This is a genomic window from Mediterranea sp. ET5 (assembly GCF_023337025.1).
Classification (GTDB): Bacteria; Bacteroidota; Bacteroidia; order Bacteroidales; family Bacteroidaceae; genus Phocaeicola_A.
Map to the genome: position 1 here is coordinate 144,329 of NZ_JAMBLN010000001.1, position 26,980 is coordinate 171,308.

The window sequence follows — 26,980 nt, forward strand, 5'->3', positions numbered from 1 at the left end:
AAGCCTTGACCATCGTCAAGGTTTATATGATATTTTTCACGAAAAAAGAAAAGTGAAATCTTATTGTTAAGATTTTATTTTATATTTGCGCCGCTTGAAAGGAAAACAAATATATGTAGAACAAAAAACTACTTTTTATGGCAAACCTATCAAAAGAAGGCAATATTCAACATAAACTTGGATTTGCCGGGTTACTCATCACATTGGGTATTGTTTTTGGTGACATTGGAACATCGCCACTCTATGTTATGAAAGCCATCATTCATACTGGAGAAGCTCTTGATGAAAATTATGTTTTAGGCGCATTGTCTTGTATCATATGGACGCTTACTCTTCAGACTACGGTGAAATATGTGCTGGTGGCTCTCCGTGCCGACAATAACGGGGAGGGTGGCATACTTGCGCTTTATGCCCTTTTACGCCGCCACAGAAGAAGGTGGATTTACATCATTGCCATTATCGGTGCGAGCACTTTGCTTGCTGATGGTATTATCACTCCAGCCATTACGGTCACAACTGCCATAGAAGGACTTGAAAGTATCAGTCCGCATCTGCCTGTGATTCCTATTACACTGACCATTATTACCATTATATTTTTCGTTCAGCGTTTTGGTACAGAAAATATAGGACGGTCATTTGGCATATTTATGCTACTTTGGTTCCTGCTTCTTGGAATCGCCGGAGCTATCAGTCTGACTTCCTATCCTCAAGTATTCAAGGCATTCAATCCTTACTATGCCATACGGTTATTAGTGGAATCCCCCCACTGGTTTCTGATATTGGGTGCCGTTTTCTTGTGTACCACTGGTGCAGAAGCCTTATACTCTGATTTAGGGCACTGTGGCAGACGAAATATTACGGTCAGTTGGATATTTGTAAAGGTGATGCTTATTCTAAATTATTTGGGGCAAGGAGCGTGGGTATTGCATCATCCGGAAAGTGCAGAAGGTACAGTGAACCCATTTTATTCAATCATGCCACAAGAAATACTGTTGTTTTCCATAGCAATGGCTACCGGGGCAGCTATTGTTGCGAGCCAAGCTCTAATAAGCGGTTCATTTTCCATATTGAGTGAAGCTATGAACTTGAATTTCTGGCCTCGTATGCGTATTAAGCACCCTACCAACGTAAAAGGTCAGTCATTTATTCCAATGGTAAACCTTGTAATGTATATTGGAGTAATATTTACTATATTGTTGTTTCGAGATTCCACCCACATGGAAGCCGCTTATGGACTTGCCATAACTATTACAATGTTGATGACAACATTGTTGTTGGGATTCTATTTGCATATGCATAACATTCCACGCATTCTATCAATACTGTTTGTCGGCGGATATTGTGTTATTGAAGGTATTTTCCTTGCTGCAAACCTGTCCAAATTTATGGTCGGAGGTTGGTTTACGCTGTTAATAGGTGGATTATTATGTTTTATCATGTTTGTATGGGTAAGTGCCAACAAAATTCGTCGAAAACATATGTCTTCCAAACGGTTAAGTGAATACTACAACATTATTTCTGATATTAAGGCGGACGAAAGCATATCCAAATATGCTTCTAATCTTGTCTATGTGAATCATGCAGACAAAGAAGGTTGTGTGGACGATAAATTGTTGTATTCCATAATTAATAAGCAGCCTAAACGGGCAGATCATTATTGGCTTATTAACCTTGAATTTGTGGATACACCAGACACACTTGAATATAATTGTTCCACATTAATAAAAGGGACATTGTTTAGTATAACCATGCGTATAGGTTTTCGTATAGAACCGCGCGTGAGCCTTTATTTACGACAAGTAGTTGATGACCTTGTTGCGGATGGTGAAGTAGAACTAACAAGCTCTTATCCTTCATTGCATAAGAATGGCATACCGGGTGATTTTCGCTTTATTATTATCCACCGGATATATTATCCTGAAGATTCCCGTAACCGCCGACAAAATTTGCTGATGAGCCTTTATGCCTTAATTAGAAAGATAGGCATTGGAGAACCGAGTGCGTTGGGGCTTGACACATCGGTTGTTGTTGTCGAGCGTGTACCGTTAATTATAGCTAATAGGGCAAAACATATTCGTCGTATAGAGCGGATTAAGCCTGAAAAATGCGATAATGATGCTAATATAGTCTTGGAAGAACAGAATGTATCATAAGTGACTTGCTATAATTATCGTCTGCATTTACGGTTTAGTTCTGTCTTTTGTATATACATCCAAACTAACCTAAACCTATTCTTGTTGGCAGTAATAAACGTGCTGGCGAAAAGAGAAAGAATGGCTTTCCTTCTTTTCGCCAGTAGTGTTTTTTTTATTGCTAATAGTTTGCAGTTGAAATGAACTTCTTAATTTCCTCTTCAGTGGGAAGTTCTATCATATACTTTTGCACGAAAATATTCGGGTCTAATCCGGCAGTGGCGTACTTTACCAACGTGTCGCCCTTCTCAGTACAAAGCAGGATGCCGACAGGCGAATTGTCGTCGGGCTGCATCACTTCCGCCTTGAAGTAGTTAAGGTATAGGTTCAGTTGCGAAGCGTACTCATGGCGGAACTTGTCTATCTTCAATTCCACGATGACATGGCATTTCAAAATGCGGTGGTAAAACACGAGGTCGGCAAAGAAATAATCCCCGTCTATCAGGATTCTCTTTTGGCGTGCTTCGAAGCAGAACCCATGCCCCATTTCCAACAGAAAGTGCTGCAGGTTGTCGAGAATGGATTGCTCCAAGTCGTTTTCCGTTACCAAAGCACGGTCGTTCAATCCCAAGAACTCCAACGTAACGGGCGTGTTAATAATGTCTTTGGGCTGCAGCGGCATGGCTTGCCGCTGCACCAAGGCAGACAAGGTTTCCTTATTTTGGGATAATCCGCTGCGTTCGTAATAGAGGGAATTGATTTGCCGCTCCAATTCCTTTACTGACCAGCAGCCCCGAATGGCTTCCATTTCGTAGAAAGCACGTTTTACAGGGTTATCAATGGGTGAAATTACATTCAAATGGGTAGAGGATAGGCGGCTAAATAACTTTTCGGGTGGGGTAATCCATTTGTTTTGAGCCGATTGAATGTATTGAGAAGATTCGGCGGTTGGCGACCGCCGAATTGGGTCTGCAAATTCGGCGGACAGTGTGTGCCGAATTTCGCTTCCTGCCAATATGTATTGTGCGATAGGCTCTTTCAGTTGCGGATAAACGAGGTACAACCGCCGGAACTCACGAAACCTGCGCTCGTTCAGTCCTTTGACATTCAACCGCTGTTCCAGTTTCTTCAACAGTTGCTCGCCGTATGCGGCACGGTCTTCACCGTTTTGCTCAAACTCCACGATATAGCAGCCCATGAGCCAGTTGCGGGCAGTCAGAGCGAGGTTTACAGCGTGTGCGGCTTGTGCCTGCAACGTGCTTTGTATCGTGCTGATATGTTTTACTAATGCTTCAAAGTCCATAATTGCAAAGGTAAGTCTTTTATGGTTAAAACTTTAATTCCGGCAGGCTGTTTATCGCTTCCTCTTTCAATTTATCCACCGCACGGGTGTATTTCTCCGTATGTTTCAGTCCGCTATGCCCGAGCAGGCTGGCAACCGTCTTGATGTTCGCCCCATTGTTGAGGATATTCACGGCGAATGAGTGACGAGCGCAATGCCAGCTTATGTGCTTATCTATCCCGGCTCTTTTCACCCAACGCTTGACGGATTTGCAGCAACTTTAATACGAAGGCAGGTTGAAGATGAGAGCGTCTTTGTTACCGTCTGCCGGCGGTTCTCCCACAAGCGAAAGAAGCCCGTCATTGAGCGGAATAACCACACCGCTACTGGCGGAATGACCTTTGGTCTTGTTCTGCTCAAATTTTAGCAGCTTGTTGGCGTAGTCGATATTCTTATAGGTAAGGTCTTTCACATCACAGAAGCGCAAGCCACAATACAGGCAAAAGATAAACGCACGCCTTACGTTGGGGTTCTCGTTGTCATAATGGCACGCAATCAACCGCAGGATTTCTTCCGGCGAAAGCACATCCTTGCGTAGTATCTGGCTATCCGCCTTGCAGGTAACGCCTTTGCAGGGGTCTTTCAGCATCACATCGTGGTCAATCGCATAGTGGATAACCTTCTTGAAACGCTGGAAGATGCTTTTAGCCCCTTCGCCCACGCTCCGGGATTGCAGATAAGCTACGAACTGTTCCATCATGTCCTTCGTGATAAGTTCCGGCTTGATGCCGAACTCGTGCATCGGGTAATGCTCCTTCAAAAAGTCCTTGAAACGGCTTAGGGCGATTTGCACCATCCGAATGTCTTTCTTGGTATAGTCATTGATATAGGCTTGAAAATAATCCAAGAAATTCACGTTCCGGTCTTTTTTCAGGCGATAGCCCAACATGCTTTCCTTGAACTCCTGTTCACGCTCGGCACGTATCCTTACGGCAAGTTCCAATGTTTCCTTGTTTTGCTGGCGTTCCGCAGAAGTACGGGGCTTTTCTATCAGATACAAACTGAGGTTTTCTTTTCGCCTGTGATGCTTGACGGCGAACTTCGGCTTTCCCAGCATCTTACCGCTTTCATAATACACCTGATTACCGTTTTCATCCAACACGGGCTTTTCCTCTCTACCCAAATAATACTCCAGATATAGGCTGATTCTGCCGTCCGACAGTTTATTTTGCTCCAATTTTGGGTTTTCTTTCGTTTTATTTTCTAACTTTGCCATTGTTTAGAGGTTTTATCCCGATTTAGGTACCATAACCGGGTGATTACGCTAAATAATTGATTTTCTTTTGTTTTCCGATATTGCAAAGGTACAAAAGAAAATGGAATTTCAAAGTGTACTAAAAGTGTACTGAATAACAGAAAATGGGCAAAATATGGCAAAAATGGAGAAAATAAGAAAGATGCAAATAGCTGATAATAAGGAAAATAAATTCTTTTATTTTCCTATGATTTCTATGCTTTGTACCGGGGCGTTGTACATACCCTTCAGGTTGAACGTATAGGTGTAGATATACCCGGCTTTCCACTCGTGCTTTGCCGGAATCTCGTAGCTGCACCGGTGACCGTCCACGTCAAAGCTCACCGTATAGCCGTAGCAGGAGACTGTCGGGAACACGACCGCCTCGTTCATCACCGGTGATGCGTCGTTGAGGAGGTAGTTTCCACCTGCCGGGATGCTACCCGCGTTCCCTTCCTGGACCACGCTGCCGTCTGCGGCATCGAGCCGTCCCCGGGTCCTTATGCCCGAGATGGTGACGTTCTCCACCTTTCCCTGTCCCATGTATTCGTCCTTCATGACCTTGATACGCACAAGGCTCAGGGCATGCTTCATCGTGAGTGCCGCCGTGGGCACCTGCTTCGTCACCCTTGCCGTCCCGTACAGGCAGTCCTCCTGTCGGGTGAGGTCTACGGGAATCTCCCGGCAATCCGTCACCGATGCGCTGTAAGGAAAGTACGCCGTGACGTTCATGTCGCCCTTGACCGGTGCGTTGCCACCCGCCTTCCATTCGTTCCCGTCATAGGCAAAGCTGACGTTCGAGCTGACGGCACCTCCGCCGTTGTCCGTGGCGAACACGCCCATCGTATGTCCGACTTGGAACGCTTCCACAATAGCCCTTGTCTTTATCCCTTCAAGAGAGGGGTTGACGGCGAGCATGATGTCCTTCGCCTCCGCAGGCTTTTCGTTCGGTGTCACTACCGGCGGTTCATTTATCACCGGTTCATCATTGGAACATGCCAGGAACATCCCCAGGCATACCACACAACTAATGTATTTAAATGTCTCCATAACTTGAAATGGCTGGTTGTTGATGCTGTAAAGATACAATCCATTATGGATTTTTACACCCTCTCGGGAGCATCTTTTTGCAAGGCTGACTCCAACCGTCTCCATTCATCTTCAAAATTCGGGGTGAACACTCCCTGTCCCAGGTTGGTACGTATTTCGTCGGCGGTCCAGAAACGTCCGCCATCCAGTTCTTCACTCGGACGGATTTCTCCCTCATACACCGTACGGAAGCTGTAGACCAGTTCGCGTTCGCGTGAGGACTCAAACACGTAGCGGTAGAGTTGCTCGGGCACAAAATCCGTGATACCCAGTTCTTCGCATGCTTCACGCCGCAGGGCACGGTCGACATTTTCTCCCAGGTCGACATGGCCTCCGACAGACGTATCCCAGCGTCCCGGCTGGATATCTTTCCACAGCGGACGCTTCTGCAGGAAAAGCTCTCCCTGACTGTTCATCACATGCAGATGGACAACCGGATGAAGCTTCATGCTTCCATTGTGGCACTCACCGCGTGTGGCGGCATCGAGGATGTTCCCTTCCTCGTCGACAACGGGAAAGAGTTCTTCGTTATTATCATGTGGTGTAGTCATAGCAACGGACAATTTTGTCTGCAAAGGTAAAGATTTGACCGTAATCTGAAGCTATTTTTAAGATACAACGTATATCACGGAGTAATTACAGGAATAAAGAAAAGTAAACAGCACGAACCTATCCGCCACCCATTTCCAACATCCTGTCAAACAGAAAGCATATTCAGGCATTTGCCTGACACTATTTCGGGAATCGCCTCTTTTCGCTAACTCATACTTTTCAAAATCGGCGTAAACTGGAGAGGGAATGCTAAAACAAATTAACGTTCGCCTCAAGTTAAGCCTTCGTTTTTAGAAAACTATACATTTCATTTTCGAAAAACAGACAAAACGTGCCCGGAACAATATTGTTTCACGAGCCAAACAATATTGTTTGACGCGTCAAACACATTAGTTTCATACCTCAAACACTATTGTTTCGTGCCCGGAAGTCAAATCTTTGGAAAACGAAAGTAAGAAATTGTGAGTTTCGTTCTCCAGAAGAAGGGCGCTGTCAATAAATCGGAAGGTAGCATCCTGCACCAGTGTATCAGATATCAGGTATCAAAAGGCAACTCCATACGTCCTCCAAGGTGCATGCGAATGGTATCAAAGGAAAATCGGTATCAATGTGTATTTGGCAAATCGCCTGAGAATGCCACGGAATCCACCAATCCGTATTTTGGTGCGAGGGAAGGCACTGTGGAGCGGTTCATTTGACATTTTGACAAATTGGCCCTATCTTCGTCCGTCAGTTTTTCAAACACCGGAAATAATGAAGGCAGATATTGAATCATTCAGACAAGCCGTATACGCCATCGTAGCGTCCATACCACCGGGAAAAGTAATGAACTACGGACAGATAGCCTGGCTGGCAGGAATGCCCCGACATGCCCGGCTCGTGGGACGCATACTGGGCGAAGTCCCGGCATCACTCAACCTGCCCTGTCATCGTGTGGTCAACAGTCAGGGACGAACGGCTCCGCACTGGCACGAACAGACCGACAGGCTGCATGCGGAAGGGGTCCTCTTCCGCGCGAACGGATGTGTCGACCTGAAACGGTGCGGATGGGACCTGAACACCGAGGTTGACAACCCCGACTGAAACACCTGCAACATGACACGGGAAGCGCGGGTTCGTTGTGATTTTATAAGGAAATTCCATCCATTTATCGTACCTTTGCCCATCAAACGTAAACGCATGTGTGATTATGAAAATTAGATTACTACTATTATGGGGGCTTCTACTCTTCTTTGTCTTTGACACTTCGCAAGCCCAACGGTTGAATCCCCGGCAACGATACAACCGGAACTATTTTAAGAATGTGGTAAAAGCCTATTCGGACTATCTGGATAAAAAGACGGCACAATACTGGCTGCCGGACTCCACCGGACGGGTTTACCAGCCAAATGTCGAAATCAATCCCATCTATTATCGTCTGTTTACCCCGGTCACCGTCTATCATTCGACGGTGTTGCGTGCCATGAACGGACAGCTCACCGACTCACTGATGGTGGACAGCACCGAAGAGACGCAGGAAGACGCATTGCTTCCCGTCCGCATGGCGCGCATCGAGCAGGATGAAGACATCGCACACGCCATGGACAAGGCGTTGGTCTACACCTACCTGAATCACCCGACGCTGGTCCGCCAGACAGAAGACAAAGTGAGGTCCCAGCGCGTGTTCAAGGAAGGTATCATGCCGGACAGCCCACGCCGTCAGCGGATGACCGACCTGATCAAGGAGCCGAACTGGAACGACCCGGGGGTCAACCAGAACCTGGTCATCCGGAAGCCGAACTTCTGGAAACATTCAGCAAGCGCCTCCCTGCAATTCACACAGAACTACATATCAAGCAACTGGTACAAAGGTGGTGAGAGCAACAACACGATGCTCTCGGGACTGGACATCAGCCTGAACTATGATGACAAGCAACGCATCCAGTTTGACAACCGCCTGGAGTGGAAACTGGGCTTTACCACCTCACGCTCCGACACCGTACACAAATACAAGACCAATACCGACCTGATCCGTCTGACCTCCAAATTCGGCATCAAGGCATTCTCCTCCTGGTACTACACCGTACAGACGGAACTCTCCACCCAGATCTTCGGCAACTACAAGACCAACAGCCACGAAGTGAACTCCAGCTTCCTGGCTCCGGGCTATCTGAAGGTGGACCTCGGTATGGACTTCAAGAAAAACCTGAAGAACCTGACATTCTCAGCTGTCATATCCCCTCTGTCCTACAAACTGACGTATGTGGGTGATGATGATGTCGACGAGACCAAGTTCGGAGTCGAAGAGGGCAAACGTTCCAAGAACGACCTGGGTTCGAACCTGCAGATCAACTCCAAATGGACCATCCTCTCCAACATCACCTGGGAGACGCGTCTCTCCTACTTCACCACCTACGAACGTGCGGAAGCCGAATGGGAGAACACCTTCAACTTCCAGCTGAACCGCTACCTGTCGACCAAGCTGTTCGTACATGCACGCTTCGATGACGGGGTGGAACGGGATGAGGATAACGACAGCTTCTTCCAGTTGAGCGAGTTGCTCAGCTTCGGCTTGAGTTATAGTTTTTAAACCTCATATACAATGTTGACATTAGACAATATTTACAGAGCATCTTATGTATTGAAAGAAGTAATCCGCCGTACCGACCTCATCAAGGCTCCCTCCATCAACCCGGGGAGTGAAATCTACCTGAAGCCTGAGAACCTGCAGGTGACAGGCTCGTTCAAGGTACGCGGTGCCTACTACAAAATCTCACAACTGACCGACGAAGAAAAGGCAAAGGGCGTCATCGCATGCTCGGCTGGCAACCATGCACAAGGAGTCGCACTGGCTGCCACACACAGCGGCATCAAGTCGCTCATCTGTCTCCCCGAAGGAGCTCCCATCAGCAAGGTGGAAGCCACCCGGCATCTGGGTGCAGACATCTGCCTGGTAAAGGGTGTCTACGACGATGCTTACCAACGTGCCATGCAACTGCGCGACGAAATGGGTTACACCTTCGTACATCCTTTTGACGATGAACTTGTCATCGCCGGACAAGGCACCATCGGTCTGGAACTGCTCGAACAATTGCCTGATGTCGACAATGTGATTGTTCCTATTGGCGGCGGTGGCCTGATCAGTGGAGTCGCCTATGCCATCAAGAGCCTCAACCCCTCGGTGAAAGTGTATGGCGTACAAGCCAGCGGTGCACCGAGCATGGTGCAGAGCTTCGAGAAGCACCACATCGAGTGCCTGCCTTCCGTCTCGACCATTGCGGACGGAATCGCCGTGAAGGAGCCGGGCGAACATACCTTTGATCTGTGTGAAAAGTATGTCGACGGCATCGTCACCGTCAGCGAAGACGAAATCTGTGCAGCCATCCTGGCACTGATGGAACAGCAGAAGCTCATCGCCGAAGGAGCCGGAGCGGTATCGGTTGCGGCAGCCATGTTCAATAAAGTTCCCGTCGAAGGGAAAAAGACCATTTGCCTGGTGAGCGGCGGAAACATCGACGTGACCATCCTGAGCCGGGTCATCAACCGTGGTCTGACAAAGAGCGGCAGGAACTGCGTCCTGACACTGGAACTGATCGACAAGCCGGGACAGCTCATGCGCGTGGCACAGGTCATCGCCCAGCATGGCGCCAACATCCTGTCGTCGCACCATGAACGCAACGGGGAGAATGCCAACGTCAACGCCTGCACCCTCCGTGTCGTCATGGAAACACGCAACGCCGAGCACGTGGAGGAAATCCGCAAAGCCCTGCTGGCCGACGGCTTCCGCATCCTCGACTGACGGGAACCGAAAGAGCGGTGCAACACGACCGCCCCAACACCTGCAAACAAAAAAACTCAAAAACCCAACAATATGGCAGACGATAAAAAAATCATTTTCTCGATGGTAGGCGTAAGCAAAGCCTTCCAGCAGAACAAACAGGTTTTAAAGAACATCTACCTATCCTTCTTCTACGGAGCCAAAATCGGCATCATCGGTCTGAACGGTTCCGGAAAGTCCACGTTGCTCAAAATCATTGCCGGACTGGACAAGAGCTACCAGGGCGAAGTGGTCTTCTCACCGGGCTACAGCGTGGGCTACCTGCCCCAGGAACCGCAGCTGGACAACACGAAGACCGTGAAGGAAGTGGTCATGGAGGGAGTGCAGCCCATCGTGGACGTACTCACGGAGTATGAAGAAATCAACAACAAGTTCGGCTTGCCGGAGTACTATGAGAACCCGGAAAAGATGGACGCGCTCTTTGCCCGTCAGGCAGAACTGCAGGACAAGATTGATGCCACCGACGCCTGGAACCTCGACAGCAAGCTGGAGCGTGCCATGGATGCCCTGCGCTGTCCACCTGAAGACCAGCCGGTCGCCAACCTCTCAGGAGGAGAGCGTCGTCGTGTCGCCCTGTGCCGTCTGCTGTTGCAGAAGCCTGACATCCTCCTGCTGGACGAGCCGACCAACCACCTCGATGCCGAATCCATCGACTGGCTGGAGCAGCACCTGCAGCAATACGAGGGAACCGTCATCGCCGTGACACACGACCGCTACTTCCTCGACGACGTGGCGGGCTGGATACTGGAGCTCGACCGTGGCGAAGGCATCCCCTGGAAGGGTAACTACTCCAGCTGGCTGGAACAGAAGACACGGCGCATGGAACTGGAGGAAAAGACTGCCAGCAAACGCCGCAAGACCCTGGAACGCGAGCTGGAATGGGTACGCATGGCACCCAAGGCACGTCAGGCGAAGGGAAAAGCCCGTCTGAACTCGTACGACAAGCTCCTCAATGAGGACCAGAAGGAGAAGGAAGAGAAGCTCGAAATCTTCATCCCCAACGGTCCGCGTCTGGGAAACAAGGTCATCGAAGCCCACGGCATGCGCAAGGCTTATGGCGACAAGCTGCTGTTCGACAACCTGGAGTTCAGCCTTCCGCCTAACGGCATCGTCGGCGTGATTGGTCCGAACGGAGCCGGAAAGACTACCCTCTTCCGCCTCATCATGGGACTGGAAACCCCTGACGCGGGAACGTTCGAAGTGGGAGAAACCGTCAAGCTCGCCTATGTGGACCAGCAACACAAGGACATCGACCCCAACAAGAGCGTCTACCAGGTCATCAGCGGAGGCAACGAACTGATACGCATGGGCAACCGTGACGTGAATGCACGTGCCTACCTGTCGCGCTTCAACTTCTCCGGTGCAGACCAGGAAAAGCTCTGCGGCGTGCTGTCAGGTGGCGAGCGGAACCGACTCCACCTTGCCATGGCGCTGAAGGAAGAGGGCAACGTGCTCCTGCTCGACGAGCCGACCAATGACATTGACGTGAACACCCTGCGTGCCCTGGAAGAAGGTCTGGAGGAGTTTGCCGGATGTGCGGTAGTCATCAGCCACGACCGCTGGTTTCTCGACCGTATCTGTACACACATCCTGGCATTTGAGGGCGACTCCAAAGTGTTCTACTTCGAGGGCTCCTATTCCGAATACGAAGAGAACAAGATGAAACGTCTCGGCAAGGAAGAGCCGAAGCGCATCCGTTACCGCAAACTGATGGAAGACTGATGGAAGAAAAGATAACCAAGGAATTTATCGACGGGCTTCTGCAATGGGGACAGGAGCGGCTCGACAAGGGAGACTACCCGAAGGAGACGGTACGGGTCAATGTCTCACACAGCATCCCCGATTGCCGCGTCTACATCGATGCCATGGTGCATACGCTGGCATTGCATTGGGAGAACCCGCTGTTCCGCCCCATGGTGGAGGAGTTCGACGAGTTCCGGCATTTGCTGACGGACCATCCGGCTGCCTCCTGACCCGTCATACGGCAGAGTAGCCGGAGGGTCCGCAACGGAAGCAGCACTTATTGCTCCGACAAGTACGGATTCATGCCGGTACATGTACGGCTTAGACCGACCAAAGTATAATACTTAGGGGGTCTAAGTATTATACTTAGCCTGCCTAAGTATAATACTTTGCCTCATCTATCCGTCACTTGGACGGAATACATGTACGGGATAGTCCGGGCAATACTCCCGGTACTGCATCTGACGAAGGTGTGTCAACAGGAATCTCATGTTCCCGCTGACGCACCTTCTTGCTTTGGCAGGACATACCGCAGCACGACGTAGCCCAGCACACCGGCCAGTACGGTGCCGACCAACACGCCAAGCTTTGCCTGGTTGAGCAGGACCTCGTCGGTCTCCCCGAAGGACAAGTTGGCAATGAAAAGCGAGACGGTGAATCCGATACCGCCCAACAGCGACACACCTGCCACATTCTGCCAGTTCATCCCTTGCGGCAGAGCCGTCACACGGCTGCGTACGGCCAGCCAGGTGAACAGGTAGATGCCGACGGACTTTCCCAGCACCAGACCGATGACGATGGCATAGGTCACCGGACCTGCAACAGCTCCTTCCGCCCCCGACAGGGTGATTCCGGCATTGGCAAAGGCAAAGAGCGGCATGATGAGATAGTTGACCATGCCGTGCATGCGGTCTTCCATGAACTGGAGGGGAGAGATGACCCGGTCGGAAGCCGACTCGATGCTCTTCAGGATATCAATCTGATTGGGAGTGAGCAGGATGCTGCTCTTGTCGAAATGGGGGAACTCGGCTACGTTCTCACGGATGCGCGCGATGTACTTCTTCACATTCAGGCACGGTATGGAGGGGATGGTGAAGGCGACCAGTACGCCGGCAATCGTCGCATGTACACCTGACTGCAGGAACAGGTACCACACCACAATGCCCGCCCAACAGTAGAACGTCCGCGACATGACCCGCATCCGGTTGGCAACCGCCAGCAACAGCAACACTCCCAGTGCACCCAGCAGATAAGCCACATCGAGATGAGAGGTATAGCCGAAAGCAATCACCAGGATGCCGCCAATGTCGTCAACTACCGCAAAGGCAGTCAGGAAGATTTTCAGGCTGAGCGGGACACGCTTTCCGAAAAGGCTGAGCACTCCCAGCGAGAAAGCGATGTCCGTTGCCATGGGGATGGCCAGACCGTCGGCTGCCGGTGTACCCGCCGTCAGAGCAAAATAGAGCAGCACGGGAATCAACATACCACCCACAGCGGCAATGATGGGCAACAGAGCCTGGCGAAGGCTGGAGAGCTCACCCACCAGCACCTCGCGCTTGATTTCCAGTCCGACGGAGAAAAAGAAGACCGCCATCAGGGCGTCATTGATGAACGCCATCAACGTGAGCGGCTCTCCGTGATGGCTGAACAGGTTGAAACTGCCTACCTGCAACGAGACAGGGTGACTCCAGAAGGCATGATAGGCATCCGCCCAGGGAGAGTTGGCAACTACCATGGCAAGCACGGCAACAATCATCAGCACCATACCACCGTTGACGCGGTGTTTCAGGAAACTCAGGAATGAGTAATCGAAAGTTTTCATAATCGGATTGTTCATGTTCATTGTCGTATTTGTTTTTTCAGGTCAGACGTTCAGCGGGGAAGACGGGCAGCTGCCGGAAAGGGTTGCTGCTTCACTTCATGAATACCAGATAGACTGCCATCACCAGACAGAGGAAAGCCGCCGCATGATTCCAATGCAACGCTTCTCCCTTGAAGAAGACCGTCGTAAAGACCGTGAAGATAATGAGGGTGATGACCTCCTGGATTACCTTCAGCTGCAGCAGGGAGAAAGGTCCCCCGTTGCCCACATAGCCGATGCGGTTCGCCGGAATCTGACACGAATATTCCGCCAAAGCAATAAACCAGGAGAAAAGAATGACGCCGTAGAGCGGCCAGTTGGAAATGACCTTCATTTCCTGAAGTTTCAAATGTCCATACCAAGCGAAGGTCATGAAGATGTTTGAAACAATCAACAGTAGGATCGTGTAAACGCCTGTCATATCAGTTAATCTATTTTAGAGGGTAAAAGTTCTTCTTGTACATTGGTCATGCTGCCCCACAGGCTGTAACGGGCTTCAGGATTCAGTTCCTCCAGCCGACGAAGGACGTCCTTCATCCGCGCCCGGTTGGAGGCGGTTTCATAGGGACAGTTCTTCACCTGTTTCCGGTAGCCCCGCAAGGCAGCCAGTTCCTCCAGGTCGGCTTCGTGCACCAGACAGAGCGGACGAATGAGGGTCATGTCGAACTTGTGCATCACCAGCTTGGGCGGCATGCTGCTGAATGCGCCCTGGAAGGTGATGTTCATCAGCAGAGTCTGAAGGATGTCGTCCATGTGATGTCCCAGGGCAATCTTGTTGCATCCGTGCTCCTTGGCTACGGTAAAGAGTGCCTTGCGCCGGTTCCACGAACAAAGGAAGCAGGGAGACTTGCGCGTGTCGGTCGAGGGGTCAAACGAAGTCTCATAATGGACAAAGGGGACTCCCAACCCTTCACTGTACGCCTTCAGATAATCCAGGTCAGCGCGGTAGGCAATGTTCGTCATACCGACATGAACCGCCATGAGCGAGAAACGCGGCTTGTGGATGCGCGAGCGCAACGCCAGCAGTTCAAGCAGCGCCATGGAGTCTTTTCCTCCCGACAGTCCCACGAGAATCTTGTCATCATCTTCAATCAATCCATACTTCACCACGCCCTTGGCAAAACGCTGGTTGATGCGGCGCAGGAGTTTGTCTTCAGTTGTCAGTAGTGCCATAAAGAGTATTCATCGTCTGAGCCAGTCACGGCTCTCTTTAAAAATGGGCAGCAAAATTACAGCATTTCAGAGAAATCTTCGTACTTTTGGGCTGACTTTATAACAAATGATTCATACAAACACCGACTTCTTATGAACAAGAGATATGTCCTGTTGCTTGCCGCCTTCCTAGGCATTACCCTGATGCAAGCCCAAACACTCAGTCAGGCACGTGAACTTTTCAACCAAGGAAAATATGCAGAAGCCCTCCCGGCGTTCCAACGTCTGGTGAAGCAGAGCCCCTCAAACGCCAACTATAATTATTGGTACGGAGCCTGCTGTGTAGAGACTGGCGCCGACTCCCTTGCTACCCCCTACCTGGAGAAGGCTGCCAAGCGGAAGGTGCTGGATGCCTACCCCTACCTGACCCGGGCACAGATGGCGCAATACCTTTATGATGAGGCTGTGGAAACCTGCGAAGACTACATCGAACTGCTCACAGCCAAAAAGAAAGAGACCACCGATGCCGAGACCGCACTGGCACGTGCCCGCATGGCTTCCCTGATGCTGCGAGGGACCGAGCGCGTCTGTGTCATCGACAGTTTTGTGGTGGACAGGGACAATTTCCTTTCTGCCTATAATATAGGTAAGGAATGTGGCTCAGTGGCCCTGGCAGACGGAAACATCTTCTACCAGAACGAATTGGGACAAAAGCGCTACTGGGCACTGCCCAAAGGCAAACACATCGGGCTTTTCACCAGTGACAAGCTGCTCGATGAATGGACTGCCCCCAAAGCGATTGAAGGATTGAGCGAGGACGGCGACAACAGCTATCCTTATCTGTTGGGCGACGGCACCACCCTTTACTATGCCAACAACGGCAGCGAATCCCTGGGAGGCTATGATATCTTCGTGACGCGTTTCAACACCGAGACCGGCAAGTTCCTCAAAGCCGAGAACCTGGGCATGCCTTACAACTCGCCTGCCAACGACTACATGATGGTCATCGACGAATTCAACAACCTCGGCTGGTTTGTTTCCGACCGCTATCAGCCCGAAGGGAAGGTGTGCACCTATGTCTTCGTGCCCAACTCCTCCCGTGAGACCTTCGATTACGAGAATGACGGGGAAGAGCTGATTGTCCGCCGCGCAAAGCTGAGCAGCATCCGCGACACCTGGACGGACGAGGATGTGGTACGCCAGGCACGTCAGCGACTTGCCATGCTGGTCCATGACCGGCCGACGCAGACCGAACGCCCCGACTTCACGTTCCTCATCGATGACCGGACGGTTTACCACAAGCTCGCCGACTTCCGTTCACGTGAAGCCCAGACGCTCTTCCGCCAGTGGCAGCAGATGCAAAAGGACTACCTGACCCTCTCCCAACAGCTCGACGGACTGCGTACCCGGTATGCATCTTCGCCCGAAGCAAGCCGGCAGACCCTGGCTCCGCAAATCCTCGACCTAGAGAAGCGCAAGGAGCAAATGAGCAACGAGCTGGACGAATTGGAGGTAAAAGCACGCAATACTGAAAAAAATCAGCTCGACCGATAGGATATATTCCCAAAGAGCCTTACCTTTGGAAAAACTAACCAATCAGGGAGAATCACCATGGAACTAGTCATCATTGCCGTCTTGCTTGTCGTCGGACTCATTCTTTTGGTTGCCGAGGTCTACCTCTTTCCCGGCATCAGCCTGGCAGGAATCTGCTCCACCGCATGCCTCATCTTTGCCAATGTCTATGCCTATCTTCATTTGGGCGGCATGGCCTGTCTCGTCACCTTCCTCATCACCCTCGTCAGCTGTGGAGGAATCCTGCTGTGGGTCTTCCGCTCCAAGGCACTCGAACGGGCAGCCCTGAAGGAAGACATCGACTCGACCGTGCACAACACGGCTGTCGACTCCATCCGGCCGGGAGACAAAGGCATCGCCATCACCCGTCTGGCACTCATCGGCAATGCTGAAATCAACGGACACATCGTGGAGGTGAAGTCGCTCGACGGCTTCATCGACGAGAAGACACCCATCGTGGTACAACGGGTGGTAGAGAGTACCGTATGGGTCCTGCCCGCCAAAGAGTGACAGCCTCCCCTATTCCATCACGAACCATTAACCTTTAATATTTATGACCATGTATCTGACTTTAGCGCTCATTGTCGGGATTATCATCTTCCTGGCAATCGTGTTGCACTACATCCCTTTCCTGCTTTGGCTGTCAGCCAAGGCTTCGGGTGTGCACATCTCTCTCGTACAACTCTTCCTGATGCGTATCCGGAATGTTCCGCCATCGGTAATCGTACAGGCACTCATCGAGGCTCATAAGGCCGGACTCCAGTTCATCACCCGCGACGGACTCGAAGCCCACTATCTGGCTGGCGGTCATGTCGCCAAGGTGGTCCATGCCCTGGTGTCAGCAGCTAAAGCCAATATCGAACTGTCCTTTCAGATGGCTACTGCCATCGACCTGGCAGGACGCGATGTCTTCGAAGCCGTACAGATGTCTGTCAACCCGAAGGTCATCGATACACCGCCCGTGACGGCTGTTGCCAAAGACGGCATCCAGCTGATTGCAAAAGCACGCGTGACGGTCCGTGCCAACATCCGCCAACTGGTGGGTGGTGCCGGCGAAGACACCGTCCTGGCACGTGTCGGCGAAGGTATCGTCTCCTCCATCGGCTCGTCAGAGAACCACAAGTCGGTGCTGGAGAATCCCGACTCCATCTCGAAGCTTGTCCTCCGCAAGGGACTGGATGCAGGCACCGCCTTCGAAATCCTGTCCATCGATATTGCCGACATTGACATCGGCCGGAACATCGGTGCCGCCCTGCAAATAGACCAAGCCAATGCCGACAAGAACATCGCACAGGCAAAAGCCGAGGAACGCCGCGCCATGGCTGTGGCTACCGAACAGGAAATGAAAGCAAAAGCGGAAGAGGCACGTGCCATGGTTATCCAAGCCGAAGCGGAAGTGCCCAAGGCAATGGCAGAAGCTTTCCGAAACGGCAACCTGGGCATCATGGACTACTACCGGATGAAGAACATCGAAGCCGACACCCGGATGCGCGACAACATTGCCCATCCGCAGAACAACGGACAGACTTCACTGGATAAATAACGTAATGACAGACTCCGCCATGGCTACTTATTTCCCTCCTTCCGAACTGATCATCAATCCCGACGGTTCCATCTTCCACCTCCACGTGCGTCCCGAGCAGCTCGCAGACCGTGTCATCCTTGTGGGTGACCCGGGACGTGTGCCCCTCGTGGCATCTCACTTTGAAACACGCGAATGTGACATCCAGAGCCGCGAGTTCCACACCATTACCGGAACGCGGAAGGGCAAACGCATCACGGTCGTATCGACCGGCATCGGTTGTGACAACATCGACATCGTGCTCAACGAGCTGGATGCCCTTGCCAACATCGACTTCGGGACCCGCCGGGAGAACCCCGTCCTGCGCTCCCTTCAGCTGGTCCGCATCGGGACGTGTGGCGGGCTGCAGCCGGATACCCCCTTGGGCTCCTTCGTCTGTTCGGAAATCTCCATCGGCTTCGACGGACTGCTGAACTTCTACGGGGGACGTGATGCCGTGTGCGACCTCGGACTGGAGCAGGCTTTCCTGACCCACATGGGGTGGAGCGGTTCGACAGGCATTTCCCATCCGTATGCCATCCATGCCGACCGTGAACTGGTCGAACGCATTGCCGGAGAAGACATGATACGCGGCATCACCATCTCGGCACCCGGTTTCTTCGGTCCGCAAGGGCGTGAACTTCGCATTCCGCTTGCCGACCCGCAACAGAACGCCAAGATTGAATCATTCAGTTACGACGGACGCCACATCACCAACTTCGAAATGGAAAGTTCTGCCGTAGCCGGACTGAGCCGTCTGCTGGGGCACCATGCTACCACGGTCTGCATGGTCATTGCCAACCGACGTGCCAAGGAAGCCAATGCCAACTACAAGAACAGCATTGACACACTCATTGAAACAGTGCTTGAACGCCTGTAACGGCTCCAGGTTCCCTGCCTGTCAGCGAATCTGCCATTCCCCAACAAACATAATTCAGTATGTCCCGTCCCTTACGCACAATCTGTCTCCTCTTGCTTGCCGTCCTGCCATTCCGGCTGACGGCACAAGAGGAGCTTGCGCGTACCCTGCATGAACAGGAGGAAGTGCTGGCACACGACCCGGACAACACGGAGGCGCTGCGTCGGTTGATGTTTCTCCATCTCGACCGGGCGGACTACCGCAAAGCCATCGAGTACGGACAACGGCTGTTGGACATCGGATACGAAAGAAAAGACTACCACCAGGCTGTCCTCTATGCCCACACTGGACTGGGACAGGCATACACCATGCTGGGTGACTCGATTGCTTACAGACACTTGGGACAGGCACGTTCCAACGCACTGACGGCACAGAATGACTCGGCGCTCTGCTCGGTCTACAACGGACTCGGACTCTATGCGCTCAACATCGACAAGGACTACTATTCCGCCCTGCACTACTACTTTCTCGGACTGGAAGCTGCCAAACGCTGCCACTACGAACGGTTACACACCATCCTGCTCGCCAACATTTCCGCCGTGTACTTCCTGAAACGGGATACGGCAGGACTCGCCTACTCGCTCGAAGCCTACGAACGGGGACACCGCCTCTCGTCTCCTTACCTTATATATATAGGTGCCCTGACGACCGCCTATATGTATTACCTGAACGGTGAATATGACCGGGCACTCCCCTACATCAAGGAAGCGGAGTTCCTCATGCAGCAGAACGACTTCTACGACCAGGGCAATGTCCATGCACTCTATGGCATGATTCTGACGGCACAAGGAAACACGGCAGAGGCCATCACGCTGTTCCGACGGGGATTAGACCTGAAGGAGAAGAACCAGACTTCCACCCACGTGATGCTGCTGCACGGCTATGCACGGGCACTGCAGCAGGAAGGTAAGACTGACAAGGCCATCCGCCTGCTGGAGGAGGCACTCTCCCTGACCGACCGGGAAAACAATGCCGTCTACCGGGACGAAGTCATCGATGCCTTGTCGGACTGTTATGCCGCCCAAGGCGATTATGCCCGGGCACTTGACTGGCTGCGTCGGCTGAACAACGAGAACGATACCCTGTACAATACCGATAAAGAGAAAATCATCAGCGAGCTGCGCCTGAAGTATGATTCCGAAAGGCAGGAGAATGAAATCAAGCAGGGGAAGCTGGCACTGCTCCGGAAAGAGAAGCATGAACAGTTGCTCATCGCCATCCTCACGGTCATCGGAGTTGCGACCGTACTCTTGTGGCAACTTTACCGGCGCAAGAACCGGCTGTACCAAAGCATCGTCCGTCAGAACCAGGAGGCCTTGCGACGTGAACAGCAACTGTCCGACCACATCCGGGTCCTGCAGAACGAGAAATACACCGCGTCCTCACTCACGGGAGAAAAGAAGCTCACGCTCTTCCAGCGGCTGGAAGAACTGATGCGCGAACAAGCCATCTACAAAGACAACCAGCTCACCAAGGACAAGGCTGCCGAACTGCTGGATACCAACCGCACCTATCTGTCACAAGCCATCAACGAACAGACCGGACTGAACTTCACCCAATACATCAACCAGTACCGGGTGAATGAAGCCGTCCGTCTGCTGAGCGACCCCTCGAACACGACAACACTCAAAGCCATCGCTGCCGAAGTAGGCTTCAGCTCCATGTCCACCTTCTACAAACTGTTCCAGAACAGCGTGGGGATGCCTCCCAAACAATACCGCGACACGGTAATGGAGCTGAAGGAAAAGGACAACTGACACAGAGAGGGGCATCCGATACCGGAAATCTTTTCCATATACGGCAATTGCCGGAGGTGTATGCGGAAATATTAGGGGAAATCTATTCTTTTTCATTCTTTTGCGATACTGAATAGCATGAGAAAGAAGAATGAATATAAACCTCTAAACAAATGCCATTATGGAAAAAGACACACCTATCCCCTGCCGGCTGTTCCTGATGCTGGCCGTGCTTTTCGCACTTTGGGCAGGTCCTTCCTGCGCACAATCTTACCAACGTACCATTCACGGAATTGTCGTGGACGAGCATGAACAACCGCTCCCTGCCGCTCACGTGAAAGAGGTGCCCGCCACTCCGGGAGCATCCGTTGCCGGTGTCATCACCGACGTACAAGGACATTTCACCCTCACACTGCCTGCCTCCGCCAAAGCCATCGAGGTTTCCTTCCTGGGTTATGAAATCCAGCAGGTGGCACTGACCGACGCTACTGACTACGAGATAGCACTCATCCCTTCCAGCGAACTGCTGGATGAAGTCGTCGTCACAGGCTACCAGACCATCTCCAAGGAACGGGCGACAGGTGCTTTTTCCAAGATTGACGCGAAGAAACTGGAGACGCAACGCCTCAACGATGTCGGTTCCATGCTCGACGGACGCATCGCCGGATACAGTGACGGCAAAATCCGTGGCGTGACCTCCATGAACGGCTTGACTACCCCGCTGTATGTCATCGACGGCTTCCCGGTGGAGAAGACCACCAACGACGGCTACGGCAACTGGGTGGAGAGCGTGCCGGACATCAATGTGGAGGACATCGAGAGCATCACCGTGCTGAAGGATGCGGCTGCCACCTCCATTTACGGTGCACGCGCTGCCAACGGCGTCGTGGTCATCACAACCAAACGGGCGAAGAAGGACCAGCTGAACGTCTCCTTCTCGGCAACTCTCACCGTACAGCCTTATGAGTATTATACAGGACACCTGGCAGATGCCGCCACCATGATTGGGATTGAATCGGAATGGGCCCTCCAAAACCCAAATCTTCAGGGAACCGATGCCGACGTCATGGAGTACGCACAAAACGCCTTGGACAACATGACCTACCAGTCACAAGGTATCCGCAACTACCTGAAGTATTTCGCAGGGAAACAGTCACTGGACGATACCATGGCTGCCCTGGAGGCTCTTGCCGCACAAGGCTACCGCTACTACCGCGACATGGAGAAGTACGGCAAACGCAACCCGCTCACCCAGCAATATAACCTGAGCATCGGCAAAGGCAGCGAACGCAACACGTTCAACGCCTCCATCTCCTACCGCGACAACCGGCTGGAGGACAAGTATTCGGCGAACCGTACCATCGGCATCAATCTCCAGAACTCCACCCGGCTCACTGACTGGCTGACCTTCGACGTCGGCACTTACCTGAACTATGGGACGGGGAACACGCAGAGCTTCGACCTCCTCTCGCCCAACTACACCTTCATGCCCTATGACGCCCTGATGGACGACGGAGGAACTCCGCACACCAACACTGAGGCTGACCGTTACAGCACCAGTCAGCTGAACACGCTGAAGAACTACGGACTCTACAACCTGGACATCACCCCGCTCGACGAAATCGGGATGAACCTGAAGAAGAACCGCGACTTCAGCAACCGTACGTTTGCACGCCTGAGCTTCCGGATTACCGACTGGCTGAAGTACACGGCGTCGTTTCAATATGAATATGCCGAACTGAAGAACAAGCAACTGCGCAGCAAGGATTCCTACGAAGTGCGCAACCGTGTGAACACATTCGCTTCCGCAGGCACCGACGGTACGGTATTCAACCTTCCCTACGGCAACATCTACTTCACCGAAGCCAACACGACGCATGCCTACAACTTCCGTCAGCAACTCGACTTCCAGAAGACCTTTGCAGGCAAGCACGACGTGACCGCCATATTCGGAACGGAAACCCGAGAGAACAAGATGGACTATGCCAGCCAGACGCTCTACAACTATGACCCCGCCCTGCTGACTTATACGCTGATTGATGCCAACCGGCTGAGCACCACCAGCGGCGTATGGGGCTGGGCAAGCTTCACCCAGAACGACAATGCCTACATCCGTCAGCTGGTGAACCGCTACGTGTCCATCTACGGCAATGCCGCCTATACCTACGACGGACGCTATACCCTCACGGGAAGTATCCGTTGGGACAAGACCAACCTCTTTGCCACCGGCTCGAAATACCAGCGCCGTCCCATCTGGTCCACGGGTGTCAGCTGGAACCTCGACAAGGAAAGCTGGTTCAATGCCAAGGGAGTGAACATGCTGAAGCTCCGTATGAGCTACGGTATCGGAGGTAACATCGCCAAGAACTCCGCTCCTTACATGACTGCCTACTATGGCAACAACAACAATGTGGGCGGCATCCAGGGAACCATCCAGAGCCGCCCGAACCCCAGCCTGCGTTGGGAAAAGACCACGACCTTCAACCTCGGCGTCGACTTCGCCCTGCTGGACAACCGGCTCAACGGCTCGATTGAATACTACAACAAGAAAGGCTCCGACCTCCTTGCCAACACCATGGGCGTACCCACGGAGGGATGGGGATACAGCACCTACACCATCAACAACGGCAAGATGACCAACCAAGGTTTCGAACTGACGCTCTCGGGCGACATCATCCGCACCAATGACTGGAACTGGAACGTGTCAGGCGTGCTGGGCTACAACAAGAACGAAGTGACCTACGTCAACGTGGAAGCTCCGGTAGCCTACCTGGTCATCGACTACCCGACTGCCTATCCGCGCATCGGCAATCCCTACAATGCCATTTACGGCTACCAGTGGGCAGGACTGAGCGCGACCGGTACACCGCAGGTCTATGACGCCGAAGGCAACCTCTTCACGGACATGGCTCCGACGGAAATCGAGGACCTCATTTACCTGGGAACGACCGTACCGACTTACACCGGCTCCATCAATACCAACCTGCGCTGGAAGAACTGGGAACTTGCCGCACAGTTTGCCTTCGAGGGCGGCCACAAGATGCGCAACACCAACCTCGCCTACATCTCTTCGGGCATGGCTCCCGTAAGCGCCTCCATTGCCGACCGCTGGATGGCACCGGGCGACGAGGCTCATACCGACGTACCGCGATACATCTCCTCCGAGAGTCCGGACTACAACTACGAGTACTACAACATGTATGCCCGTGCCTCGGTCAACGTCATCAGCGCTGCCAACTGGCGCATGAAGAACCTCTCGCTGACCTACCGCATCCCCGCCGACTTCTGCCGGAGCCTCTCCCTGCAGAGTGCACGCATCATGCTGGGCATGGAGAACGTGTTCACCGCAGCCAGGAGCCGAGACGCCAAGTACCTGCTGGGCGGCTACGTGAAACCCAACTACCTCTGTGGCATCTACCTGAATTTCTAACCCAACAACGAAGACCATCATGAAGAAACTGACATACCTATTCGCCCTCGCCGGACTGCTCGGCATGAGCTCCTGCAACGACTACCTGGACATCGTGCCCAAGGGCAACAAGATTCCCACCACGCTGGCTGACTATGAGGCATTGTTGCGCAATGAATACACCATCTCACAGACGCCCGTCACCAATGCGCTCTACCTGCTCAACGACCAGTACATGACCAAATCCAGTCTGGGCAGCCCGACCCTGAACACCGCCAACTACCTGTGGGACGAGAATGCCAACCGCATCACCCTCAACAACTCGGACGAAGGAACGTACTATTACCTCTATGGCGGCATCTCCTCCTGCAACCTCATCGTCGAGAATGCTCCCACGGCAACCGAGTCCACCGAAGAGGAACGCAACGAAGTGATTGCCTATGCCAAGGTCATCCGTGCCTACAACTACTTCGTCCTGGCAAACTACTATGCGGACACCTATGAAACGTCTACGGCAGCCGAGAAGCTGAGTGTCCCCCTCATCACCAGCGCGAACATCAGTGCTCCCTACCGTCAGGTGAGCATTGCCGAAATCTATGACTTCATCCTCAAGGACATACAGGAAGCCATCGACAGCGGCCTTCCGGCAAAATCTCAGACGGTGCTCCATCCGAACCTCGGTGCGGCATACGCCCTGCTGGCACGTGTCTACCTCCAGATGGGAAACTACTCCGAAGCCCTGCGCCATGCCGACCTCGCCTTGGGACAGAACGATGCCCTCTATGACTGGAACGCCTTCTACAATGCCCACCAGGCAACCATCGAAAAAGCGGACGACTACACCAACCTGCCCTCCCCGATGGGCTTCGATTACGTAGAGACCTACTACTTCCGCCACGGTATCCGTACCGGCATAGGCAATGAATCCAACATCCCCATAGAACGAAGCGAACGTTTCGAAGCTGGCGATGCACGCTTCCTCTCACGCTGGAAACGCTACACCACCGGTGACGACACCTACTACCGCAGCGTCATTAGCGGCTATTTCAACCACGCCGGACTGACTACTGCCGAGGTCTACCTTATCAAGGCGGAATGCCAGGCACGGCTTGCCTCGGGCAACGACTTCACCGAAGCCATGAACACCCTCAATACCGTCCGGAAGACCCGCATCCGTCCCGACGTGTATCAGCCCGCCCAAGCCTCGACACTCGCCGAAGCCATTGAACTCATCCGCCGGACCAAAGACAACGAGCTGATTTTCTCCATCGTTCCTTTTGCCGACGCACGCCGTTTCAACAGCGAAGGCACCTACGCCCGTACGCTGACCAAGACCTACGAAGGAAAGACACTCACCCTTGCCCCCGACTCCCACTTGTGGACCATGCCTTTCCCGGCAGGTGCCCTCAACAACCCGGGCAACGGCAGCATCCAACAAAATGTGAACAAATAAACCCTTACCACCATGATGAAAAAAGAAACCATTCTCCTTGCAGCTGCCGCCTTGCTTGCCGCAGCCTGTTCCTCCACTCCGTCCACTGACGGATATACCTTGACGGGACACATCGAAGGCCTGCCCGACAGCACCCACGTGCAACTCATCCCCGTGAGCCATTACAACGAGAAACCACTGGCGGACACCGTCATCGTCAACGGAGAATTCACCTTCACGGGCAAGATGGACGAACCGCGTGCCGTCCTCCTGCTGGTGAAAGACGCCTACGGTTCCCGTCGGCTGATGTTGGAAAACACCGCCATCGAAGTGAGCGGCACCGTTACGGCAACCGACAACAACGGCACCCCGAGCTATGACCTCGACCGTCTGTCGGTCAGCGGCTCTCCCCTCAGTACCCGTTATGACTCGCTGATGTCCGTACGCGAACAGATGGATGCCCTCTTCAAAGCGAAAGCCACGCTCTATAAAGACTCCACGATGGAGGCCCGTGCAGCAGCCAACCACAAGTTCTTCGCTACCGTCGACTCCACCTTCCACGCGGCAGTCCTGAGCCAGAAGGATTCCTACTGGGGTCCGCTGTTGATGATCTCGCTCACCAGCTACCTCGACAAAGGACAGCAGGCATGGTATGACGAGCTGTCCGACGCCGCCAAGGCATCCTACTACGGACAGAAGGTGAAAGAAGAGCTCTATCCTGCCGGGAAGGTCGGTTCTGCCGTTGCCGAGTTCACCGTCAAGGACAAGGATGGCAAAGAGGTGACCCTCGCCTCCCTGCGCGAAGGCAAGAAGTACGTCCTCATCGACTTCTGGGCTTCGTGGTGCAACCCCTGCCGCAAGGAAATCCCCAACTTGAAGAACCTCTACAAGCTCTACGGCGACAAAGGCTTCCAGATTGTGAGCATTTCTATCGACAAGAAGAAGGCTGAATGGGAGAAGGCACTCGAAGAAGAGCAACTGCCCTGGCCCAACTTCCTCGACGAAACAGGCGTAGCAGACCTCTACAAGGTACGGTTCGTCCCCACGATGTACCTCATCGACGCTCAAGGTACGCTGGTAGGTGAGAATCTCCGCGGACAAGCGCTTGCCGACAAGCTGAAAGAGCTGTTCCAGTAACATACCAACCGGTCATCAGACTTTGAGCAGTCCAATAACCCGGTTCGGGTTGAATCCCGGTTCCATCACCGGGGGTTGTTTGAACACCAAGGCACAGAAGTGCAGAGGAGGAATCCGAAGCTCTTTTGTGCCTTTCCCATTCGTCCCGGCGCCCTCCAGACAGACACCGGCATTCCGGTCTTCCCTCCTCACCCGGTCGTCCCCTGCCCGTTTCCACGTTTTTCCCCTCTTCCCACAGGTTTCCCTTCCGACACGGCACGATTCCAAAAACAATTCCCTATCTTTGCCGCCA

General features: G+C 52.7%; 20 protein-coding genes and 1 pseudogene. 14 read left to right on the forward strand and 7 right to left on the reverse strand.

Features of this window, described 5'->3' with window-relative positions; translation table 11 throughout:
- Positions 1-137: 137 nt before the first annotated feature.
- On the forward strand, positions 138-2,153 hold the full coding sequence (locus M3087_RS00615; RefSeq protein ID WP_018710110.1) for a KUP/HAK/KT family potassium transporter: 2,016 nt from the start codon (positions 138-140) through the stop codon (positions 2,151-2,153).
- A gap of 160 nt (positions 2,154-2,313) precedes the next feature.
- Here M3087_RS00615 and M3087_RS00620 read toward each other — a convergent pair whose 3' ends face one another.
- The 4 genes and pseudogenes from M3087_RS00620 to M3087_RS00635 all read right to left on the reverse strand — a co-directional run bounded on the left by M3087_RS00620 (position 2,314) and on the right by M3087_RS00635 (position 6,348).
- A complete protein-coding gene (locus M3087_RS00620; protein ID WP_249092998.1) occupies positions 2,314-3,435 on the reverse strand; it encodes a YhcG family protein in 1,122 nt (373 codons plus the stop codon).
- Positions 3,436-3,460: 25 nt separating this feature from the next.
- A pseudogene (locus M3087_RS00625) lies at positions 3,461-4,690 on the reverse strand (tyrosine-type recombinase/integrase).
- 216 nt (positions 4,691-4,906) lie between these two features.
- On the reverse strand, positions 4,907-5,758 hold the full coding sequence (locus tag M3087_RS00630; protein WP_317236686.1) for a fimbrillin family protein: 852 nt from the start codon (positions 5,756-5,758) through the stop codon (positions 4,907-4,909).
- Between the two features lie 53 nt (positions 5,759-5,811).
- Entirely contained in the window at positions 5,812-6,348 is a 537-nt protein-coding gene (locus tag M3087_RS00635) for an NUDIX hydrolase (RefSeq protein ID WP_249093000.1), read from the reverse strand.
- Between the two features lie 754 nt (positions 6,349-7,102).
- Here M3087_RS00635 and M3087_RS00640 point away from each other — a divergent pair.
- From M3087_RS00640 to M3087_RS00660, 5 genes are all read left to right on the forward strand, one after another.
- The gene (locus M3087_RS00640; protein ID WP_249093002.1) at positions 7,103-7,432 is read left to right on the forward strand and encodes an MGMT family protein; all 330 of its coding nucleotides are present in this window, start codon (positions 7,103-7,105) and stop codon (positions 7,430-7,432) included.
- 622 nt (positions 7,433-8,054) lie between these two features.
- Complete coding sequence (locus M3087_RS14395; protein ID WP_410796767.1) at positions 8,055-8,918, forward strand: DUF3078 domain-containing protein; 864 nt, start codon at positions 8,055-8,057, stop codon at positions 8,916-8,918.
- A gap of 12 nt (positions 8,919-8,930) precedes the next feature.
- Positions 8,931-10,127, forward strand: coding sequence for a threonine ammonia-lyase (gene ilvA, locus M3087_RS00650; RefSeq protein ID WP_022383444.1), 1,197 nt, complete (start codon positions 8,931-8,933; stop codon positions 10,125-10,127).
- A gap of 72 nt (positions 10,128-10,199) precedes the next feature.
- Positions 10,200-11,888, forward strand: coding sequence for an energy-dependent translational throttle protein EttA (gene ettA, locus M3087_RS00655; RefSeq protein ID WP_249093005.1), 1,689 nt, complete (start codon positions 10,200-10,202; stop codon positions 11,886-11,888).
- Positions 11,888-12,139, forward strand: coding sequence for a hypothetical protein (locus M3087_RS00660; protein WP_249093008.1), 252 nt, complete (start codon positions 11,888-11,890; stop codon positions 12,137-12,139). The genes ettA and M3087_RS00660 overlap by 1 nt, the downstream gene beginning before the upstream one ends.
- Before the next feature lie 257 nt (positions 12,140-12,396).
- Here the strand turns inward: M3087_RS00660 and nhaA are convergent, their stop codons facing one another.
- The 3 genes from nhaA to M3087_RS00675 form a co-directional block, all read right to left on the reverse strand.
- On the reverse strand, positions 12,397-13,731 hold the full coding sequence (gene nhaA / locus M3087_RS00665) for a Na+/H+ antiporter NhaA (RefSeq protein WP_249093010.1): 1,335 nt from the start codon (positions 13,729-13,731) through the stop codon (positions 12,397-12,399).
- Between the two features lie 91 nt (positions 13,732-13,822).
- Positions 13,823-14,191 (reverse strand): DMT family protein, encoded by a 369-nt coding sequence (locus tag M3087_RS00670; protein ID WP_022383440.1) that lies wholly within the window; start codon positions 14,189-14,191, stop codon positions 13,823-13,825.
- A gap of 5 nt (positions 14,192-14,196) precedes the next feature.
- On the reverse strand, positions 14,197-14,943 hold the full coding sequence (locus tag M3087_RS00675) for an ATP-binding protein (RefSeq protein WP_249093012.1): 747 nt from the start codon (positions 14,941-14,943) through the stop codon (positions 14,197-14,199).
- 132 nt (positions 14,944-15,075) lie between these two features.
- Between M3087_RS00675 and M3087_RS00680 the strand changes: the two genes are divergently transcribed.
- The 8 genes from M3087_RS00680 (at position 15,076) to M3087_RS00715 (ending at position 26,688) form a co-directional block, all read left to right on the forward strand.
- Positions 15,076-16,476 carry a tetratricopeptide repeat protein gene (locus M3087_RS00680; RefSeq protein ID WP_249093014.1) on the forward strand — a complete coding sequence of 467 codons (1,401 nt, stop codon included), beginning with the start codon at positions 15,076-15,078 and terminating at the stop codon, positions 16,474-16,476.
- A 57-nt stretch (positions 16,477-16,533) separates the two neighbouring features.
- A complete protein-coding gene (locus tag M3087_RS00685) occupies positions 16,534-17,004 on the forward strand; it encodes a hypothetical protein (protein ID WP_022383437.1) in 471 nt (156 codons plus the stop codon).
- Between the two features lie 43 nt (positions 17,005-17,047).
- Positions 17,048-18,037 carry a flotillin-like protein FloA gene (gene floA / locus M3087_RS00690; protein ID WP_410796739.1) on the forward strand — a complete coding sequence of 330 codons (990 nt, stop codon included), beginning with the start codon at positions 17,048-17,050 and terminating at the stop codon, positions 18,035-18,037.
- A gap of 19 nt (positions 18,038-18,056) precedes the next feature.
- Entirely contained in the window at positions 18,057-18,935 is an 879-nt protein-coding gene (locus M3087_RS00695) for a nucleoside phosphorylase (RefSeq protein WP_249093018.1), read from the forward strand.
- Between the two features lie 59 nt (positions 18,936-18,994).
- On the forward strand, positions 18,995-20,731 hold the full coding sequence (locus tag M3087_RS00700; RefSeq protein ID WP_249093019.1) for a helix-turn-helix domain-containing protein: 1,737 nt from the start codon (positions 18,995-18,997) through the stop codon (positions 20,729-20,731).
- A gap of 160 nt (positions 20,732-20,891) precedes the next feature.
- Positions 20,892-24,140: a SusC/RagA family TonB-linked outer membrane protein gene (locus M3087_RS00705; protein WP_249093021.1), complete on the forward strand. Its 3,249-nt coding sequence runs from the start codon at positions 20,892-20,894 to the stop codon at positions 24,138-24,140.
- Positions 24,141-24,159: 19 nt separating this feature from the next.
- Positions 24,160-25,572, forward strand: coding sequence for a RagB/SusD family nutrient uptake outer membrane protein (locus M3087_RS00710; protein WP_249093023.1), 1,413 nt, complete (start codon positions 24,160-24,162; stop codon positions 25,570-25,572).
- A gap of 12 nt (positions 25,573-25,584) precedes the next feature.
- Positions 25,585-26,688, forward strand: coding sequence for a TlpA disulfide reductase family protein (locus tag M3087_RS00715; protein ID WP_249093025.1), 1,104 nt, complete (start codon positions 25,585-25,587; stop codon positions 26,686-26,688).
- The last annotated feature ends 292 nt before the right edge of the window (positions 26,689-26,980 follow it).

Coding starts and splice junctions, on each gene's coding strand:
- M3087_RS00615 (WP_018710110.1), top strand. CDS start 138: ATGGCAAACCTATCAAAAGAAGGCAATATTCAACATAAACTTGGATTT.
- M3087_RS00695 (WP_249093018.1), top strand. CDS start 18,057: ATGGCTACTTATTTCCCTCCTTCCGAACTGATCATCAATCCCGACGGT.
- M3087_RS14395 (WP_410796767.1), top strand. CDS start 8,055: ATGACCGACCTGATCAAGGAGCCGAACTGGAACGACCCGGGGGTCAAC.
- M3087_RS00620 (WP_249092998.1), bottom strand. CDS start 3,435: ATGGACTTTGAAGCATTAGTAAAACATATCAGCACGATACAAAGCACG.
- M3087_RS00710 (WP_249093023.1), top strand. CDS start 24,160: ATGAAGAAACTGACATACCTATTCGCCCTCGCCGGACTGCTCGGCATG.
- M3087_RS00705 (WP_249093021.1), top strand. CDS start 20,892: ATGGAAAAAGACACACCTATCCCCTGCCGGCTGTTCCTGATGCTGGCC.
- floA (WP_410796739.1), top strand. CDS start 17,048: ATGACCATGTATCTGACTTTAGCGCTCATTGTCGGGATTATCATCTTC.
- M3087_RS00670 (WP_022383440.1), bottom strand. CDS start 14,191: ATGACAGGCGTTTACACGATCCTACTGTTGATTGTTTCAAACATCTTC.
- M3087_RS00715 (WP_249093025.1), top strand. CDS start 25,585: ATGATGAAAAAAGAAACCATTCTCCTTGCAGCTGCCGCCTTGCTTGCC.
- ilvA (WP_022383444.1), top strand. CDS start 8,931: ATGTTGACATTAGACAATATTTACAGAGCATCTTATGTATTGAAAGAA.
- ettA (WP_249093005.1), top strand. CDS start 10,200: ATGGCAGACGATAAAAAAATCATTTTCTCGATGGTAGGCGTAAGCAAA.
- M3087_RS00640 (WP_249093002.1), top strand. CDS start 7,103: ATGAAGGCAGATATTGAATCATTCAGACAAGCCGTATACGCCATCGTA.
- M3087_RS00635 (WP_249093000.1), bottom strand. CDS start 6,348: ATGACTACACCACATGATAATAACGAAGAACTCTTTCCCGTTGTCGAC.
- nhaA (WP_249093010.1), bottom strand. CDS start 13,731: ATGAAAACTTTCGATTACTCATTCCTGAGTTTCCTGAAACACCGCGTC.
- M3087_RS00685 (WP_022383437.1), top strand. CDS start 16,534: ATGGAACTAGTCATCATTGCCGTCTTGCTTGTCGTCGGACTCATTCTT.
- M3087_RS00660 (WP_249093008.1), top strand. CDS start 11,888: ATGGAAGAAAAGATAACCAAGGAATTTATCGACGGGCTTCTGCAATGG.
- M3087_RS00700 (WP_249093019.1), top strand. CDS start 18,995: ATGTCCCGTCCCTTACGCACAATCTGTCTCCTCTTGCTTGCCGTCCTG.
- M3087_RS00680 (WP_249093014.1), top strand. CDS start 15,076: ATGAACAAGAGATATGTCCTGTTGCTTGCCGCCTTCCTAGGCATTACC.
- M3087_RS00675 (WP_249093012.1), bottom strand. CDS start 14,943: ATGGCACTACTGACAACTGAAGACAAACTCCTGCGCCGCATCAACCAG.
- M3087_RS00630 (WP_317236686.1), bottom strand. CDS start 5,758: ATGGAGACATTTAAATACATTAGTTGTGTGGTATGCCTGGGGATGTTC.